17 protein-coding genes are annotated in these 15,898 nt (G+C 73.2%); 12 read left to right on the forward strand and 5 right to left on the reverse strand.

Annotation, left to right across the window (positions count from 1 at the left end; all coding sequences use genetic code 11):
- The first annotated feature begins 171 nt into the window (after positions 1-171).
- The 9 genes from BMZ50_RS13970 to BMZ50_RS14010 all read left to right on the forward strand — a co-directional run bounded on the left by BMZ50_RS13970 (position 172) and on the right by BMZ50_RS14010 (position 6,754).
- Entirely contained in the window at positions 172-657 is a 486-nt protein-coding gene (locus tag BMZ50_RS13970) for a flagellar protein FlgN (RefSeq protein WP_091325608.1), read from the forward strand.
- Positions 654-2,051, forward strand: coding sequence for a flagellar hook-associated protein FlgK (gene flgK, locus BMZ50_RS13975; protein ID WP_091325611.1), 1,398 nt, complete (start codon positions 654-656; stop codon positions 2,049-2,051). The genes BMZ50_RS13970 and flgK overlap by 4 nt, the downstream gene beginning before the upstream one ends.
- A 4-nt stretch (positions 2,052-2,055) precedes the next feature.
- The gene (gene flgL / locus BMZ50_RS13980; protein WP_091325614.1) at positions 2,056-2,967 is read left to right on the forward strand and encodes a flagellar hook-associated protein FlgL; all 912 of its coding nucleotides are present in this window, start codon (positions 2,056-2,058) and stop codon (positions 2,965-2,967) included.
- Positions 2,964-3,368 (forward strand): flagellar assembly protein FliW, encoded by a 405-nt coding sequence (gene fliW / locus BMZ50_RS13985; protein ID WP_091325616.1) that lies wholly within the window; start codon positions 2,964-2,966, stop codon positions 3,366-3,368. Before flgL ends, fliW begins: the two co-directional genes overlap by 4 nt.
- 70 nt (positions 3,369-3,438) lie before the next feature.
- The gene (gene csrA, locus BMZ50_RS25275; protein WP_091325619.1) at positions 3,439-3,714 is read left to right on the forward strand and encodes a carbon storage regulator CsrA; all 276 of its coding nucleotides are present in this window, start codon (positions 3,439-3,441) and stop codon (positions 3,712-3,714) included.
- 202 nt (positions 3,715-3,916) lie between these two features.
- Positions 3,917-4,366, forward strand: a complete 450-nt coding sequence (locus tag BMZ50_RS13995) for a hypothetical protein (protein ID WP_245753649.1) — start codon at positions 3,917-3,919, stop codon at positions 4,364-4,366.
- A 71-nt stretch (positions 4,367-4,437) separates the two neighbouring features.
- Positions 4,438-5,523, forward strand: coding sequence for a sigma-70 family RNA polymerase sigma factor (locus BMZ50_RS14000; RefSeq protein WP_091325621.1), 1,086 nt, complete (start codon positions 4,438-4,440; stop codon positions 5,521-5,523).
- Positions 5,524-5,657: 134 nt separating this feature from the next.
- Positions 5,658-6,002: a hypothetical protein gene (locus BMZ50_RS14005; protein WP_091325623.1), complete on the forward strand. Its 345-nt coding sequence runs from the start codon at positions 5,658-5,660 to the stop codon at positions 6,000-6,002.
- Entirely contained in the window at positions 5,999-6,754 is a 756-nt protein-coding gene (locus tag BMZ50_RS14010) for a hypothetical protein (protein ID WP_091325625.1), read from the forward strand. Before BMZ50_RS14005 ends, BMZ50_RS14010 begins: the two co-directional genes overlap by 4 nt.
- A 39-nt stretch (positions 6,755-6,793) precedes the next feature.
- On the opposite strand, the gene BMZ50_RS14015 is transcribed toward BMZ50_RS14010, so the two are convergent.
- From BMZ50_RS14015 to BMZ50_RS14030, 4 genes are all read right to left on the reverse strand, one after another.
- Positions 6,794-8,437, reverse strand: a complete 1,644-nt coding sequence (locus BMZ50_RS14015; protein ID WP_245753650.1) for an NlpC/P60 family protein — start codon at positions 8,435-8,437, stop codon at positions 6,794-6,796.
- A 428-nt stretch (positions 8,438-8,865) separates the two neighbouring features.
- A complete protein-coding gene (locus tag BMZ50_RS14020) occupies positions 8,866-9,075 on the reverse strand; it encodes a hypothetical protein (RefSeq protein WP_091325630.1) in 210 nt (69 codons plus the stop codon).
- A gap of 167 nt (positions 9,076-9,242) precedes the next feature.
- A complete protein-coding gene (locus BMZ50_RS14025) occupies positions 9,243-10,532 on the reverse strand; it encodes a citrate synthase (protein WP_091325632.1) in 1,290 nt (429 codons plus the stop codon).
- Positions 10,533-10,632: 100 nt separating this feature from the next.
- On the reverse strand, positions 10,633-12,051 hold the full coding sequence (locus BMZ50_RS14030; protein WP_091325635.1) for a class II fumarate hydratase: 1,419 nt from the start codon (positions 12,049-12,051) through the stop codon (positions 10,633-10,635).
- A gap of 152 nt (positions 12,052-12,203) precedes the next feature.
- Here BMZ50_RS14030 and BMZ50_RS24215 point away from each other — a divergent pair, with 152 nt between their 5' ends.
- Positions 12,204-13,289 carry a hypothetical protein gene (locus BMZ50_RS24215; RefSeq protein ID WP_177212782.1) on the forward strand — a complete coding sequence of 362 codons (1,086 nt, stop codon included), beginning with the start codon at positions 12,204-12,206 and terminating at the stop codon, positions 13,287-13,289.
- 50 nt (positions 13,290-13,339) lie between these two features.
- Complete coding sequence (locus tag BMZ50_RS14040; protein WP_091325636.1) at positions 13,340-14,002, forward strand: DUF1707 SHOCT-like domain-containing protein; 663 nt, start codon at positions 13,340-13,342, stop codon at positions 14,000-14,002.
- Positions 14,003-14,072: 70 nt separating this feature from the next.
- Here the strand turns inward: BMZ50_RS14040 and glpX are convergent, their stop codons facing one another.
- Positions 14,073-15,131: a class II fructose-bisphosphatase gene (gene glpX / locus BMZ50_RS14045; RefSeq protein ID WP_218146249.1), complete on the reverse strand. Its 1,059-nt coding sequence runs from the start codon at positions 15,129-15,131 to the stop codon at positions 14,073-14,075.
- Between the two features lie 140 nt (positions 15,132-15,271).
- Between glpX and BMZ50_RS14050 the strand changes: the two genes are divergently transcribed.
- Positions 15,272-15,892: a DUF4245 domain-containing protein gene (locus BMZ50_RS14050; protein WP_091325639.1), complete on the forward strand. Its 621-nt coding sequence runs from the start codon at positions 15,272-15,274 to the stop codon at positions 15,890-15,892.
- The last annotated feature ends 6 nt before the right edge of the window (positions 15,893-15,898 follow it).

Here is a 15,898-nt window from a genome sequence, read left to right on the forward strand (position 1 = left end):
CCCTTCTTCTCGGCGGACCCGGGCGGAGTCGGGACCCCCTATCGGCCGAATTCCGCCGAACTTGAGCACCTCGGCTTGAGACGTCCCCTGATGGTGCCGAAGCCAGTTCCGAGAACCCGCTGGCAGCACCGGATGACTGCCCCGGGGAGACGACGGAAGGACGGTGGGGGCGTGGACTACCAGCACCTGTCGACGTTGCTCTGGCGGGAGCAGGAGTTGCTGGACCTGCTGTTGTTCAAGGCGGAGGAGAAGCAGTACCTGATCGTCACCGGCAAGACCCGCTGGCTGGCGCGCATCGCGCACGAGATCGAGGTGGTCCTCGACCAGCTGCGCATGCTGGAGGTCGAGCGGGCCGCCGCGACCGAGGCCATCGCCGAGCGCCTCGGGGTGGGCGCCAATCCGTCACTGCGAAAGCTGGCCGAGGCCGCGCCGGCGCCGTGGAACGACCTGTACGCCAAGCACCACGAGGCGCTGCTCGTGCTCGTCACGGACCTGCGCAGCCTCTCCGATACCAACCGCGAGCTGATCGAGGGCGGGCTGGCCGCGCTCGGCGACGCGCTGCTGTCGGTGAAGGCGCCATCGGCGGGCACCTACGGCGCCACCGGCCGGACCGATGAGCGGGCCAACCGCGCGGTCACCCTGGACGGTGCCCTGTGAGCACTTTCTCCGGGCTGAACACGGTAACGACGGCGCTGTGGGCGCAGCGCCGCGGGCTCGACGTCACCGGGCAGAACATCGCCAACGTCAACACCGACGGCTACTCCCGGCAGCGGGTCGATCTGCAGTCGATGGGTGGCACCGCCGTGCCGGCCTTCTTCTCGACGAGCCGCGCCACCGCCGGTGGGGTGAGCGCGGACGACGTGATCCGCATCCGGGACACCTTTCTCGAGAGCCGAGCCCACACCGAGTACGCGAAAACCGCCCGGCTCACCATCGAAAGCAAGGCCTACGAGATGGTCGAGCAGGCCCTCCGGGAACCCGGGGACACCGGCATCCAGAGCCAGCTGTCGGACATGTGGGCGGCCTGGGGTGACGTCGCCAACCACCCGACGGACCCCGCGGCCCGAAGCCAGCTGCTGCAGCGAACCGAGACGCTGGTCAGCGGCTTTCAGGCCGCCCGGTCGTCGCTCGACGCCCAGTGGACCCAGGCGCAGGAGAACCTCGTCGCCCTCGTCGACGAGGTGAATGCCGTTGCCGGCGACATCGCCAAGCTCAACGAGGCGATCCGCCGGGCCACCCAGGACGGCAAGTCCGCCAACGAGCTGGCCGACAAGCGCGACGTCCTCGTTCTCAAGCTGGCCGACCAGGTCGGGGCCACCGTGCGGCCGGCCGAGGACGGCGTCCTCAACGTCCTCGTCGGTGGGGTGACGCTGGTGACCGGCGCCGCCGCGACGAAGCTGGCGGTTCAGGGAGCTGTCCAGCCGGACGACGCCCTCACCGACATGCCGCGCATCGTCACGGTGCCCGGCGGCACTAACGTCACGCCCGGCGGCACCGCGCAAGGGCAGATCACCGTCCTGACCGACATCGTCCCGACCTCGCGCGCGGCGCTCGACGAGGTGGCCCAGAAGCTCGTCGCGCAGGTGAACGCCGTGCACAAAACGGGCGTCGACCTCGCCGGTGCCCTTGGCCTGGACCTGCTGGGACCATTGCCGGCCGGTACGGTGACCGCGGCGACGATCCGGCTCAACCCCGCGATCGGGCCGGAGCAGATCGCCGCATCGAGTCTTCCGAACAGCACCGACGCGGAGATCGCCGACCGGATCGCCAACCTAGGGACGCTTCCGGGCAGCCCGGACTCCGTGTACCGCGACTTCATCGTCGCCCTCGGCGTCGAGGCCGCGGTCAGCTTCCGGAACCTCGGCATCCAGAGCGAGATCACCACGAACGTCGACGCCGCCCGCGAGTCGGTGGCCGGGGTCAACCTCGACGAGGAGATGTCCAACATGCTCCAGTTCCAGCACGCCTACTCGGCCGCGGCCCGGATGGTGACCGCGATCGACGAGACGCTCGACGTGCTGATCAACCGCACCGGCCTCGTGGGGCGGTGACCTGATGCGCATCACCCAGCGCGCGGTCGCGCTCACCAGCCTGCAGGGCCTCGGTCGCAACCTCGACGCGGTGGCTCGCCTTCAGGAGCAGCTCACGTCGGGCCGGATGATCAACAAGCCGTCCGACTCGCCGACCGGGACCAACCAGGCTCTTCAGACCCGCAGCGACATCGCGGCCACCGCCCAGTACGCCCGCAACATCACCGACGGGAAGACCCAGCTCGAGGCCACCGACTCGGCGCTCACCACCATGCTCGACCAGGTGCGTCGGGTTCGGGATCTCACCGTTCAGGCGAGCAACACCGGCGCGCTCGGACTGAGTTCACAGAAGGCCATCGCCGCCGAGATCGATCAACTGCAGCGGAGCCTGCTGGATCTGGCCAACCAGAAGTTGCAGGGGCACCCGCTGTTCGGCGGTATCACCCAGGGGACGCAGGCCTTCGACACTGCTGGGGACTACGTCGGTTCGCCCAAGACCGGCCCTCAGGTCATGCGTCGGGTCTCGGACACCGAGCGGGTCCGGGTGAACATCACCGGCGAAGAGGCATTCGTGATCAGGGACGCGGTGGGGCTTGACAAGAGCCTATTCGCGGTCGTGGCGGACATCTCGGCCGCCATCAAGGCAACTTCTGTCGACTCCGCCGCCCTGGCCAACGGCCTGGGCGACCTCGACGCCGTCCGCGACACCATGCTCTCCGCGCTCGCCGACGTCGGTGCCCGGTCGAAGCGGGTCGAGATCGCCCAGCAGATCACCGCGGACCGGTCGCTGACCCTGGGCAGCCGGCTGGCCGAGACCGAGAACATCGACCTGCCCAAGACCATCATGGAACTGGAGATGCAGAAGGTCGGGTACGAGGCGGCGCTCTCGGCCACGGCCAAGGCGCTCCAGCCGACCCTCGTGGACTTCCTGCGATGACCCTGGCGCCGGTCGCCACCCTGCCGCTGCTCGGGATGACCGAGGCGCTGCCGGGCTTCCCCGGGCACCGGGACTACGTGCTGGTGACGGCCGACGGCGACGGGCGGCTGTTCTGGCTGCAGTCGATGGACCCCGAGGGGCCGCGGTTCCTCGCCATCGACCCGGGCATGTACTTCCCCGACTACGCGCCCGTGCTGCCCCGCGCGGTGTGCGCCGACCTCGGTCTGGCCGACCCCGCGGAGGCGCGGCTGTACTGCCTGCTGACCGTTCCCCCGGAGGGGCCGGCCGCCGCGACGGCCAACCTGCGCGCGCCGATCGTGGTCAACCCGGCCAACTGGCGGGCCACGCAGGTGGTGCTCCACGACAGCTCACATCCGATCCGGCGTCCCCTGCGCCGATAACTCCTGGGGCGGCATCGCCGCCCTCATCCACCGCCATGGACGGCCACCACACACCCACGGAGGGGTTCACATGCTCACTCTCACCCGCGGCGTCGGCGAGACGATCCGCATCGGCGACGACATCGAGGTGCACGTCGTCGAGGTGCGCGGCGGCACGGTCCGCCTCGGCTTCAAGGCGCCGCGCGAGGTGACCATCCACCGCGAGGAGGTCTACCGGCAGATCGCCGAGGCGAACCTGCTCGCAGCCCAGGTCACCGCCGACACCCTCGGCGCCCTCGCGGCCTTCGCCCCGGTGCCGGCCGACCCCCTTGGCCCGGCGCAGGCTCCGGAGAAGCCCACGAGCTGACAGAACTGCACGGAGTCACCCCCTTCTGCTTTGGTGAGAACTGCCCAGAACTGCAACTCGGAGGCTGAAGCAGCCTCCGACACGGGCAAGACCTGCCGAAGAGATGCCCGGACAACTGCGTCAGGCACAGCGAGTCTTGTACCGGTTACGGGCAGTGCATGCGCGAGAGTTGCCCCTAAGCACGTAACAGGGGGCGATCACCATGCAACACAACGCAGTCGCGGTAGCCGGCATCGATGCCGGGGTCAGTGTCCCGGCCGGGTTCGCGGCCGAGTCCGACACGGTGGTCGTCCACGTGCAGCTGCGGCCTCGGCGGGGTTCGGCCCGTCGCTGCCTGGCGATGCTGGCCGAGCTCGCCGACGGGCACCCCGAGGTCTCCTTCAGCCTCACCGGGCTGAGCAAGGACGACCGCGTCGTCCGGGTGACCGTGGGCGTCGAGCTGGGCCCGCGGACGGCGGTCGCCCGGTTCTCGCCGCAGGCGCAGGCGGCCTACGCGTTCGTCAGCGCGCTGTTCACCTCGCTGTACGACCACATGCCGGTCTACACGCCCGCGCCGAGCGCTACCGACCGCGCGGCCGCCGTCGACCTGATGACCCGCCTGGCCGTGGCCGGCGCGGCGGACCTCGTCCCGGCCGAGCAGATCCCCGCCTGACCGTCCTCCCGAGCGTCACTGCGCACGCTCGTCGCGGCCTTGTCTTCCCCGCACAGTCGCCAGGAGATCCGGTGAACCACAGCACCCTTCCGACCGAACCGTCCATCCGACGCGCCCCGCTCGTCTTCGGCGGCATCCCCGAGGCCGAGGGCTGGGCCCTGGCTCCGATCACCCCGCGCGACCGGGTGCACTTCCGCGTCGACCACGAGCTGCCGCTCGAGGAGTTCCGCAGCGAGCTCCCCGATCGTGTCACCGTGAGCTACGACCAGGGCGAGGGGCTCTACCGGGTCGACGGCGCCTGCGGGTCGGCGCAGATGCTGGCCGACTGGGTGCGCGCCTGGTGCGCGGGCCGCGGCTGCACCACGGTGGGCCTGCGGGCGGAGACCGACGTCCGCCGCCGGACGCCGCGGGACCTGCCGCCGGCCTTCCTGGACGACCTGTGCCGGCACTACCTCCCGCTGAGCCTCAAGCGACTGCAGCGGAACATGAGCACGATCCGGCTGCACCTGCCCGACCCCGACGACCTCACCCAGCAGGTCAGCGAGTGGATCCTCAAGGCGGTCAGCCAGTACGACGAGGGCAAGGGCGTGCCGTTCGGGGCCTTCCTCGCCACCCAGCTGTCCAAGTGGGTGCACGACCTGGGCCGCAACGCCCACGGCCGCACCGCGGCGGACACCGAGAACAAGCAGCAGAAGGCGATCGCCGCCTTCGTCGCCGAGCACCAGCGGCGCCCCAGCGAGAAGGAGCTCGCCGCCTTCATGGGGCAGAGCGTGGCGACGCTGCGCCGCAACTCGCAGACGGTGGCGACCCTCAACGGGCTGCGCAACCTGCAGTCCCTGGACGGCGGTCCCGAGGCCACCGAGATCCTGCTGCCGGACACGCACGAGGCGCCCGACGAGATCATGGGCGAGGCCGAGCAGACGCTGCTGTCGCACGCGCTGACGGCGGCCTGCGCGCCGGACCCGACGGCGCGCCGCGACCAGCGGGCCGGTCAGCCCAACGTGCTGGGCTGGGCGACCTGGTACCTCACCATGTGGGGCGGGCGGACGAAGACGCAGCTGTCGGCCGAGCTGAACACCTCCGTGCGGAACATGAACGTGCACGCCGACCGGGTGGAGCGGTCGCTCAAGCTCCGGCTGGTCGAACTCGCAGACTGATCAGTTCCATTTGAACGAAAGTGGCTGGAACGGGTCGAACAGCGATCGGGCCTGCCGATATCTCTCATCGTGAGAAACGGCACGGAGATCCGCCTCGGCGGACCCGTGCGCCGACCGGTGACGGGGGGAGCGTGATGAGCACCCTCGCCGCAGAAGGCCCCGCGCCGGAGATCCTGGTGCCGCACTGGCTGGCCGCTGCCGACCGCGAGCAGCTGGCCGGCGTCGTGCGGTCCGCGCTGGAGGACCCGGCGGTGCATCCCGTCGCCGCCGTCCGGCTCTCCGATGTGCTGACCGAGCTCTCCGTGGCCGCCGCGCGCGACGCGGTGTGGCCCGCGCCGGCGGCCCGCGTCCGGCGGGCGACCGGCTGGGGGGTCGACGTGCTGCCGGTGCGGCTGTCGGCCGTGGAGCTGGCCAGCGTGCTCGCGCTGCCGACGCTCTCGGCCGCCCTGCGGACCGCCCTCAGCGGACCTCGGCCGTGAGCCCGCACTCCCTCGGCGGCGGCCTGCTCCAACTGCTGCGCCCGGAGCCGGTGACCGTGCCCGCGCTGCGCCGCGCCATCGACGATCTGCTGCCGGACCTCGCCGTCCAGGGGCTGCGCCTGGCTGTGCGCGATGACCGGGCCGACGGCCCCGTGGTGGAACTGGAAGAGGGCGAGCGGCGCGTGCGCGTGCCGCTCCACGACCTCGCCGAGGACATGACCGACGCGCGCGTGCCGTCCACCCCTGAGGGGATCGCCGCGGCGCTGTCGACCTGGGTGGATTCCCGGCCGGTGCCGGACGCGACGGCGGCGGATTGCGGCGTCGCCGTCCTGGACTGGACCGACCGGACCGAGACCGCCGTCGGCTGGCAGGTCGTCGTCCGCCGGGGGGCGCTCGCCCTGCCGTGGACGCCGTCGCCCGGGGCCGACCCCGGGGCCGTGGACCGGATCCGGACGGCGGCCACCGAGCGGGCCGGCGCGGTCGGCGGCGTGCTGCGGGTCGAGGGGCTCGTGGCGCTGTGGTCGCACCCGGAGGTGCCGCTGCTGGCCTCGGCGGCCCTGGCCGCGCCCGAGCAGCTGCTGGCCCGGATCGCGACGGCGGGCCTCGACGTGCCGGACCTGCACGTCGTGGTCACCCCGCGCTCCCCGGTGGCATGCGCCAGCTCCGGCGTCGCGGCCCGGCTGGCCGGCGAGTCCGGGGAACCCTGCCTGCGGCTGCCGTGGCGGCAGCTGACCAGGCTCCGCTGGATCTGAGCCGGACCGCGACGCGGTCCACAGCCGAACGGCCGGGCCTCAGGCCAGGTGCCCGAATTCCCAGTGCCACGGTTCGGGCTTCTCGCCGCCCGGCCGGGCCCAGTCGGGCTGGACGAATCCGAATCGCCCGGCGTTCGCGGCCATCCACGCCGACTCCGGCGTCCCGGCGACGTTGATCCCGCCGCACAGGTCCACCGCCAGTGCCCACCCGTGGTTCGACGTGCCCGGGACGGCCGCCAGGGCCGGCTTGCGCCGGAACGCCGTGACCTGGGCGGCCATCGGGCGGTAGGAGTCGGTGATGCACAGCGGCCGGTCGAACACCGTCGCGAAGGCGTCGGCGAGCGCGCCGTAGCCGGCCGCGGCGTCGCAGCGCAGCGCGTGGCCCCGGCCGATCGCGCACAGCGCCGTCGACGGGATGCGCCCGTTGGACCAGCCGCCCCAGGCCGGCGACACCGGGCCGACCGGAGCGGGAGGTGCGCCGCACGCCCCCCGGCCGGCGGTTCCGGCCGGCAGCGGGGTGTTGGGCTCCGCCGGAGCCGGCAGGGTCACCCGCACGGCGCCGGACCGGTCGGGCATCGAGCCGACGCCGACCTGGTACGTGGCGGCCGAGGCGCCGACGACCTCCCCCTCGCCCAGGTAGATGCCCACGTCCGAGCCCCCGTCGGTGAAGACGAGGTCGCCGATCTGCAGCTGGTCGGCCGGGACGGTGGCGCCGGCGGTCCACTGGCCGGCCGCGGTCGCCGGCAGCCCGTACCCGCCGAGCAGCCAGGCGCCGGCGGTGAAGCCGCCGCAGTCGTAGGCGTGCGGGCCGGTGGCGCCCGGCGCGAAGGGCGTGCCCACCAGCGCCAGCGCGCTGCTCACGGCGGCGACCGTCTCCGCCGGGAGCACCGTCACCGGTCGGTTGCCGGCGATCGCCCAGGCGACGCCGGGGATCGGGCGGCCCGCACCGTCCAGCGCGGGGGCGAGGCCTGCCGGGAGCGAGGCCGGGTCGGTGAGGGCGGTCGCCGGCGGTGACTCGATGCCCGCGGCGGTGAGCACGCCGAGGTACTCCTGCCAGCGGCGCAGCGCCTGCTGGTTGCGCTCCTGCTGCGCCGCGGCCGCGGGCCCGGTCGACAACGCGGCGAGCTGCGCGGCGACGTCGGTGCCGAGTCCGGCCACCTGCTCCCGCACCGCCGCGAGGACCCCGGCGGCCTGCCGGGCGACGGCGTCGATGGCGGCCCGGGCGGCGGCGACCTGCCGGGCGGCGACCTCCGCGGCCGTCGCGACGCGCGCGGCCCGGACGGCGAAACCCTCCCGGTCCAGCGTGGCCCGCTCGGCCAGCGCCTGGCGGTAGAGGACGTCGGGTGTGGCCGCCGGGTCGTGGATGCTCAGATCGAGCAGCGGGACGCGCTCCTCCGCGAGAGACCGGTACAGCTGCGCGGCGGTCCGGCCGACCGCATCCTGCTCGACGGCCATCCGGTCCCGGGCGGACCGCTCGGCCTGCTGCGCCTGCTCCAGCTCCGCCTGCCGCGCGGCGAGTTCCTCCTGCAGCTGCCGGTAGCGGCCGGTGCTGTCCCGGAGGGTGGTCTGCGCGGCCAGCGCGAGGCCGGCCACGTCGGTCGGTTCGGCGGCCGTGCCGGGCGCCTGCGAGCCGGGCACGAGCAGGCCGGCGAGCACGGGCAGCACGAGACCGACGGCGGCCACGGCCAGCCGGACCCGCAGGCGCCGTCCGCCGGCAGCCGGACGGCGTCGACGCGGCCGGCGGGCGCGGGGCGGGGGACGGCGGCGGGCGGGCGTGGGCCGGCCGGTGGGACGACCGGGGGCGCGTGCTCCCGGGCGCGCAGAGGCGCCCCCGCCGGCGGCAGCGCGGGCGGCCAGGAGGGCGCGCAGCGCCTCGGCCTCGCGGGGCGTGAGCGGGGGCCGCCCGGCGCCCGGACGGGACGCCGGTGTGCGTGGTGCAGGCACTGCGGTGTCCCCCGGCGGTCTCGGTCGTACGTGGCCGGCCCCGCGTGGTGCAGCGGAGCGCTCGCCGTCGTATCGACGGACCGGGGGAGTCCCCGGAGGGGTTCAGGGGGCGGTCTCACCCGCCCGGGTGAGGAGGATTCGCGGGTGGCACCCGATCGGCGTACCGGTCAGCCGGCCGGGCCGCTCCGGTCGGCAGGAGCCCACCAGCCGCCGTGGTGGTGCTCGAGCGGGATGCGGAGCTCGCCGCCGTCCTCGGTGGACACCACGAGCTCGACGCGGGCCACGCGCCGGGAGGTGCCGTCGAGGTCGACCCTCCGGCCGGTCGCGAGGGGGACGGGCGGGAGGACCAGGTCGTCCTCGGCGCAGGACTCGGCCATCGGGCTCCTTCCCGTGCAGTCCGCGTGGTGCACCCAGGAGAACATGCTGGCAGAGGGGCCGTGCAGACGCCGAGGTCCCGCCGTCCGGGCGGACGACGGGACCTCTGGCCCCGCTGCCGGGGCCCTCCGCGAGCCTGCGAGCGGTGGGGGGGCAGCGGGGTCCTTCTTCAGCGGTCGGCGATGTCGATGTAGGGCCGCTCGGTCTTCCCGGTGTAGACCTGCCGGGGGCGACCGATCTTGGTGGCCGGGTCGGCGATCATCTCCCGCCACTGGGCGATCCAGCCGGGCAGCCGACCCAGCGCGAACAGGACGGTGAACATCCTGGTCGGGAAGCCCATCGCCCGGTAGATCAGCCCGGTGTAGAAGTCGACGTTCGGGTAGAGCTTGCGCTCGACGAAGTAGTCGTCGGAGAGGGCGACCTCCTCGAGCTGGCGGGCGAGGTCCAGCAGCTCGTTGTTTCCGCCGAGCTTGTCCAGCACCCGGTCGGCGGTCTGCTTCACGATCGCCGCGCGCGGGTCGTAGTTCTTGTAGACCCGGTGCCCGAAGCCCATCAGCTTGACGCCGGGCTCCTTCTTCTTGACCCGCTCGACGAAGCGGTCGATGTCGCCGCCCTCGCGCTGGATGCTCTCGAGCATCTCCAGCACCGACTGGTTGGCGCCGCCGTGCAGCGGGCCGAACAGTGCGTTGATCCCGGCCGAGACCGAGGCGAAGAGGTTCGCGTGCGAGGAGCCCACCAGCCGCACGGTCGAGGTGGAACAGTTCTGCTCGTGGTCGGCGTGCAGCACCAGGAGCATGTCCAGGGCCGCGGCGAGCTCCGGGTCGACCTCGTAGGGCTCGGCAGGGAACCCGAAGGTCATCCGGAGGAAGTTCTCCACCAGGCCGAGGGAGTTGTCGGGGTAGAGGAACGGCTGCCCGACCGACTTCTTGTACGCGTAGGCGGCGATCGTGGGCAGCTTGGCCAGTAGCCGCAGCGTCGAGATCTCGACCTGCTCGGGGTCGAACGGGTCCAGCGAGTCCTGGTAGAAGGTCGACAGGGCGCTGACCGCGGAGGAGAGCACCGGCATCGGGTGCGCGTCGCGGGGGAAGCCCTTGAAGAACTGCTTGAGGTCCTCGTGCAGCAGGGTGTGCCGCCGGATCCGGGAGTCGAAGTCGGCCAGCTGCGCGGCGGTCGGCAGCTCGCCGTAGATCAGCAGGTAGCTGACCTCGATGAAACTGGCCCGGCCGGCGAGCTGGTCGATCGGGTAGCCGCGGTAGCGCAGCACGCCGGCGTCGCCGTCGATGTAGGTGATGGCCGACGTGCAGGAGGCCGTGTTGACGAAGCCGATGTCGAGGGCCACGTGGCCCGTGGTCGACAACAGCTTGCTCGAGTTGATGCCGTCCGCGCCCTCCGTCGCGGGGATCACGGGAAGGGGCAGTTCTCCACCGGGGTAGCGCAGGGCTACATCTGTCTCGCTCATCAGACAGGAACGCTACTCAGGTCGCGCAAGTTCTGTCCCGTTCCCTCGCCCTGGCGGGGTGGATCCGCAGCCGCACGAGCGGCGGACCCACCCCGCGGGGTCACGGGTGGGTCATCGAGAGGACATCGAGGGCCTCGTCGAGCTGCGCCTCGGTCAGCTTGCCCTGCTCCACGTAACCGCGTTCGACGACGACCTGGCGGATCGTCTTCTGCTCGGCCAGCGACTGCTTGGCGACCTTGGCCGCCTCCTCGTAGCCGATGTACTTGTTCAGCGGCGTGACGATGGAGGGGGAGGACTCGGCCAGCTCGCGGCAGCGGTCCACGTTGGCGGTGATGCCGTCGACGCAGCGGTCGGCCAGCAGCCGGCTGACGTTGGCCAGCAGCCGGATCGACTCGAGCACGTTGCGGGCCATCAGCGGGAGGGTCACGTTGAGCTCGAAGTTCCCCGTGGTGCCGGCGAACGCCACGGCGGCGTCGTTGCCGATCACCTGGGCGGCCACCTGGATGGTGGCCTCGGGGATCACCGGGTTCACCTTCCCCGGCATGATCGAGCTGCCCGGCTGCAGGTCGGGCAGGAAGATCTCACCGAGGCCGGTCCGCGGGCCCGACCCCATCCACCGCAGGTCGTTGGCGATCTTGGTCAGGCCGACGGCGATGGTGCGCAGCTGGCCGGAGGCCTCGACCAGCCCGTCGCGGGAGCTCTGCGCCTCGAAGTGGTTGCGCGCCTCGGTGAGCGGCAGGTCCAGCTCCCCGGCCAGCCGCTCGATGATCGCCGCCGCGAAACCGGGCGGGGTGTTGATGCCGGTGCCGACGGCGGTGCCGCCCAGGGGCAGCTCGCCGACGCGCGGCAGCGAGGCCCGGAGCCGCTCGATGCCGTACTGCACGGCCGCCGCGTAGCCGCCGAACTCCTGGCCGAGGGTCACCGGGGTGGCGTCCATGAGGTGGGTGCGGCCGCTCTTCACGACCTCGGCGAACTCGTCGGCCTTGCGGGACAGTGACACCTCGAGGTGCTGCAGCGCCGGGATGAGGTCGCGGACGATCGCCCCGGTCGCGGCCACGTGGATGGCCGACGGGAAGACGTCGTTGGACGACTGCGAGGCGTTGACGTGGTCGTTCGGGTGGACCGGCCGGCCGAGCGACTCGCTGGCCAGCGTGGCGATCACCTCGTTGGTGTTCATGTTGCTCGACGTCCCCGAGCCGGTCTGGAAGACGTCGATGGGGAAGTGCTGGTCCCACTCGCCGCGGGCCACGCTCGCGGCTGCCTCGCGGATCGCGGTGGCGACGTCGGCGTCGAGGCCCCCGAGGTCGGCGTTCACCTGCGCGGCCGCCCCCTTGATGGCGGCCAGGGCACCGATCAGCTCGCGCTCGATGGGCGTGCCCGAGATGGGGAAGTTCTCGACGGCGCGCTGCGTCTGCGCCCGCCACTTGGCCCATGCCGGAACCCGGACCTCCCCCATGGAGTCGTGCTCGATGCGGTAGTCGGTGTCGACCTGCTCGGCGCCGTCCTGCTGAAGGGCCACGCTGCGCTCCCGGTGTCGTGTGTGGTGACAGTGCTCAGGGAGCGACCCTAGAGCCCTCGCGTGCGCGGGTTCCCCGGTGCTGCCGCACCGCCGGGCAGCCGAGCCCTAGCATCCCCAGCGCACACCGACGCGCAGCCGAGGAGCCCACCAGCATGTCCCAACCGCCCAACCCGCCGCAGGGCGGCGACGAATCCTCGGGCGCCGGGCCGGGCCCGCACGGCTGGGAGCACGCGCAGCAGCCGGGCGGGCACGACGAGCCGACGCAGCAGCTGGACCGGCCCGCCGTCCCCGCGCCGCAGCCCCTCCACGGGCAGCTGCCGCCGGTGCCGCCGCCGGCCGGGAGGCAGGAGACGCAGCAGTTCGACCAGACCCCCTTCGGTCAGCAGCCCTACGGCCAGCAAGGCCAGCCCTCGTACGGGCAGCAGCCGCAGTACGGGCAGCCCTCGTACGGGCAGCCCTCGTACGGGCAGCCGCCCTACGGGCAGCCGCAGTACGGGCAGCCGCCCTACGGCCAGCCCCCGTACGGGCAGCCGCCCTACGGCCAGCCCGGGTACGGCGGGCCGGTGCCCCCCGGCGGGCCGGGGGGCACCGGCGGTGGCCGCAAGGGCACGGTCATCGCCCTCGTCGTCGCCGGTGTGGTCGTCCTCGCCGGCATCGCGGTGGCGCTGTTCCTCCTGCTCCGCGACGACGAGCCCACCTGGACCACCGGCGCGACCGGGTCGTCCGCCTCGAGCCCGTCCAGTTCGCCCACCTCCTCGAGTTCCTCGAGTGCGCCGTCCGGCGGGGCGGAGGATGTGCCGGCGGGCCAGCCGCCGGGCACCCTCGGCGACGACGCGTCGCTCGACGCGCTGGCCGAGGCCTGCTTCGAGGCGGACTGGGCCGCCTGCGACGAGCTGTTCTTCTCCAGCGACGTCGGCTCGGAGTACGAGAGCTACGGGAACGCCTGCGGCGGCCGCAACGAGCCGGCGTTCGGCACCTGCGAGCTGGGCTACACGGGGCAGCTCACGGGCGGCGAGATGGGCGTCCCCGCCGACGTGCCGGCGGGCCAGCCGCCGGGGACCCTCGGCGACGACGCGTCGCTCGACGCGCTGGCCGAGGCCTGCTTCGAGGAGGACTGGGCCGCCTGCGACGAGCTGTTCTTCTCCAGCGACGTCGGCTCGGAGTACGAGAGCTACGGGAACACCTGCGGCGGCCGCAACGAGCCGGCCGGCTTCTGCGCGTCCCTCTACGGCGGCTGACCGCCGTCGTCGGATCTCCGGACGTTCCTGCTCGGCTACGGTCGGCCGCTGTGACCTCCGACGCGAGCTCCGACCGGCCGCCCGTCGTCCGGGCCTCGGACGCCGACCGCGAAGCCACCGTGACCCGGCTGCAGACGGCGGTCGGCGAGGGCCGCATCGACCTGCACGAGTTCGGCGAGCGGGCGGGGGCGGCCTACGCCGCCGTCAGCACCGCCGAGCTCGACGCGTTGGTGGCCGACCTGCCCGCCGACGCCCCGCCCCCGGTCGAGATCGTCGGCACCCGGATGCCGGAGACGATGACCTCCGTCTTCGGCGACATCCGGGTGGAGGGCACCGCCTACGTGCCCCGGCAGGCCTCCACCGTCTTCGGCGACGTCCGGCTGGACCTGCGCAACCTGCGCACCGACGCCGACCGCATCGAGCTGGTGCTGGGCACCGTCTTCGGCGACGTGGACGTGATCGTCGCCGAGGGAGTGGACGCCGAGCTGTCCGGCTGGACGGTGTTCGGTGACAAGAAGACCCAGCTGGCGCCGGTGCCGCGGCTGGCGGGGACGCCGCGGGTGGTGGTCCGCGCCCGGACGCTGTTCGGCGACCTGCGGCTGCGCAGCCTGGCGCCGGGGGAGTCGGCCAGCCGCTGGCGCGCGGTCATGGAGCGGCTGGCCCAGCGGCACCTGCCGCCGCCGACGCCACCACCCCCGCCTTCCCTGCCCTGACAGGTCTCGGTCGGCCCCGTCCAGAGGCTCGCCGCGAGCCTGCGAGCGGTGAGGGGGACGGGGTCCTTCTTCAGGCCTGCTCGTCGCTGCGGTCGAAGGGGACCGCGGAGTAGGCCCGCAGCTTCTCCAGCGAGTGCAGGCTCTCGATCGAGCGGATCGTGCCCGAGCGCGAGCGCATCACCAGCGACTGCGTGGTGCAGCCCCCCGCGCGGTACTGCACCCCGCGCAACAGCTCGCCGTCGGTGATGCCGGTGGCGACGAAGAAGACGTCGCCGCGCACCAGGTCGTCGAGGTGCAGGACACGGTCGAGGTCGTGCCCGGCGTCGATCGCCTTCTGCCGCTCGCCGTCGTCCTTGGGCCACAGCCGGCCCTGCAGCTCGCCGCCCATGCACTTGAGCGCGCAGGCGGCGATGATGCCCTCCGGCGTGCCGCCGATGCCCATGAGCATGTCGACGCCGGTGCCCTCGCGCGCGGCCGCGATGGCCCCGGCGACGTCGCCGTCGGTGATGAACTTGATGCGGGCGCCGGCCTCGCGCACCTCCTTCACCAGCTGCTCGTGCCGCGGCCGGTCCAGGATGCAGACGGTGACGTCGCCGGGGGAGCTCTTCTTGGCCCTGGCGACCCGCCGGATGTTCTCGGCGACGGGTGCGGTGATGTCGACCACGTCGGCGGCGGCCGGCCCGACGGCCAGCTTCTCCATGTAGAAGACCGCCGACGGGTCGTACATCGCCCCGCGGTCGGCGACCGCCATGACGGCGATGGCGTTGGGCATGCCCTTGGCCATCAGCGTGGTGCCGTCGATCGGGTCGACGGCGACGTCGCACTCGGGGCCCTGACCGTCGCCGACCTCCTCGCCGTTGAACAGCATGGGCGCCTGGTCCTTCTCGCCCTCGCCGATGACCACGACGCCCTTCATGCTCACCGTGCCGATCAGCGCGCGCATCGCGTCGACCGCGGCGCCGTCGCCGCCGTTCTTGTCGCCCCGGCCGACCCACCGGCCCGCGGCCATCGCGGCCGCCTCGGTGACGCGCACCAGCTCCAGCGCGAGGTTCCGGTCGGGCGCCGGGCGGTCGGCGCGGAAGCTGCTCCTGGTGGGGGTGAGCGGGCCGTCGGGGAGGGGCAGAGTCACGGGACCTCCTGGTTGGACCACCGCGGAGCGGTGGTTGGCCGCCCGGCGGACGTGCCGGCCCGGTGCCGGCGCAGGGCGGGCGGCGGGGCCGCACGGACGCTCGGCGGCGGGGTGGGGGAGCGTGCTGCGATCCTAGGGGAATGACCGGAGTCGGCCCGACGAGCGAGCGTCCCCAGGAGGCGCCCGCCTCGCCCACGCATCCGCCCGCCCCGTCGCCCGCCGTCGAGCGGGCCACCCGGATGAGCGCGGCCAACATGGTCCGGTCGCTGGTTCCGCTGGTGCTGATCTGCCTGGTGCTCGTGGCCTGGCAGGCGTTCCGCAACAGCGGCGAGGAGACGGTGCGCGAGGTCGACCCCGCCGGCAGCGTGCAACTCGCGGCCGCCCGCGCCTCGTACCCGATGGTCGCCCCCACGGGCCTTCCGGAGGGGTACCGGCCGACCAGCGCCCGCACCGACGCCGGCGGTGCCGAGGCCGGTGCGCCGGTCACGCTCGAGGTGGGCTACCTGACGCCGGAGGAGGAGTACGCGGGCTTCGTCGTGAGCGACGACGAGGGCGGCGAGGTCCTCACCGGCATCCTCGCCGGCGCGGAGGAGCAGGGCACCGTCGAGGTCGGCGGGCAGACCTGGACCCGGTCGACCACGGAGCGCGGTGAGACGGCGCTGTCCCGGGAGGCCGACGGGGTGACGGTCGTGGTGACCGGTTCGGCCGACGACGAGGAGCTGGAGACGGTGGCCGGCGCGGTCACCCCCGTCGTCGGCTGACGACGC

It is taken from the genome of Geodermatophilus ruber, assembly GCF_900114385.1.
In the GTDB taxonomy this organism is placed as follows: domain Bacteria; phylum Actinomycetota; class Actinomycetes; order Mycobacteriales; family Geodermatophilaceae; genus Geodermatophilus; species Geodermatophilus ruber.

Excerpts from the sequence above, each read along its gene's own strand:
- flgL (WP_091325614.1), top strand. The coding sequence starts at position 2,056 with ATGCGCATCACCCAGCGCGCGGTCGCGCTCACCAGCCTGCAGGGCCTC.
- fliW (WP_091325616.1), top strand. The coding sequence starts at position 2,964 with ATGACCCTGGCGCCGGTCGCCACCCTGCCGCTGCTCGGGATGACCGAG.
- csrA (WP_091325619.1), top strand. The coding sequence starts at position 3,439 with ATGCTCACTCTCACCCGCGGCGTCGGCGAGACGATCCGCATCGGCGAC.
- BMZ50_RS13995 (WP_245753649.1), top strand. The coding sequence starts at position 3,917 with ATGCAACACAACGCAGTCGCGGTAGCCGGCATCGATGCCGGGGTCAGT.
- BMZ50_RS14005 (WP_091325623.1), top strand. The coding sequence starts at position 5,658 with ATGAGCACCCTCGCCGCAGAAGGCCCCGCGCCGGAGATCCTGGTGCCG.
- BMZ50_RS14020 (WP_091325630.1), bottom strand. The coding sequence starts at position 9,075 with ATGGCCGAGTCCTGCGCCGAGGACGACCTGGTCCTCCCGCCCGTCCCC.
- BMZ50_RS14025 (WP_091325632.1), bottom strand. The coding sequence starts at position 10,532 with ATGAGCGAGACAGATGTAGCCCTGCGCTACCCCGGTGGAGAACTGCCC.
- BMZ50_RS24215 (WP_177212782.1), top strand. The coding sequence starts at position 12,204 with ATGTCCCAACCGCCCAACCCGCCGCAGGGCGGCGACGAATCCTCGGGC.
- BMZ50_RS14050 (WP_091325639.1), top strand. The coding sequence starts at position 15,272 with ATGACCGGAGTCGGCCCGACGAGCGAGCGTCCCCAGGAGGCGCCCGCC.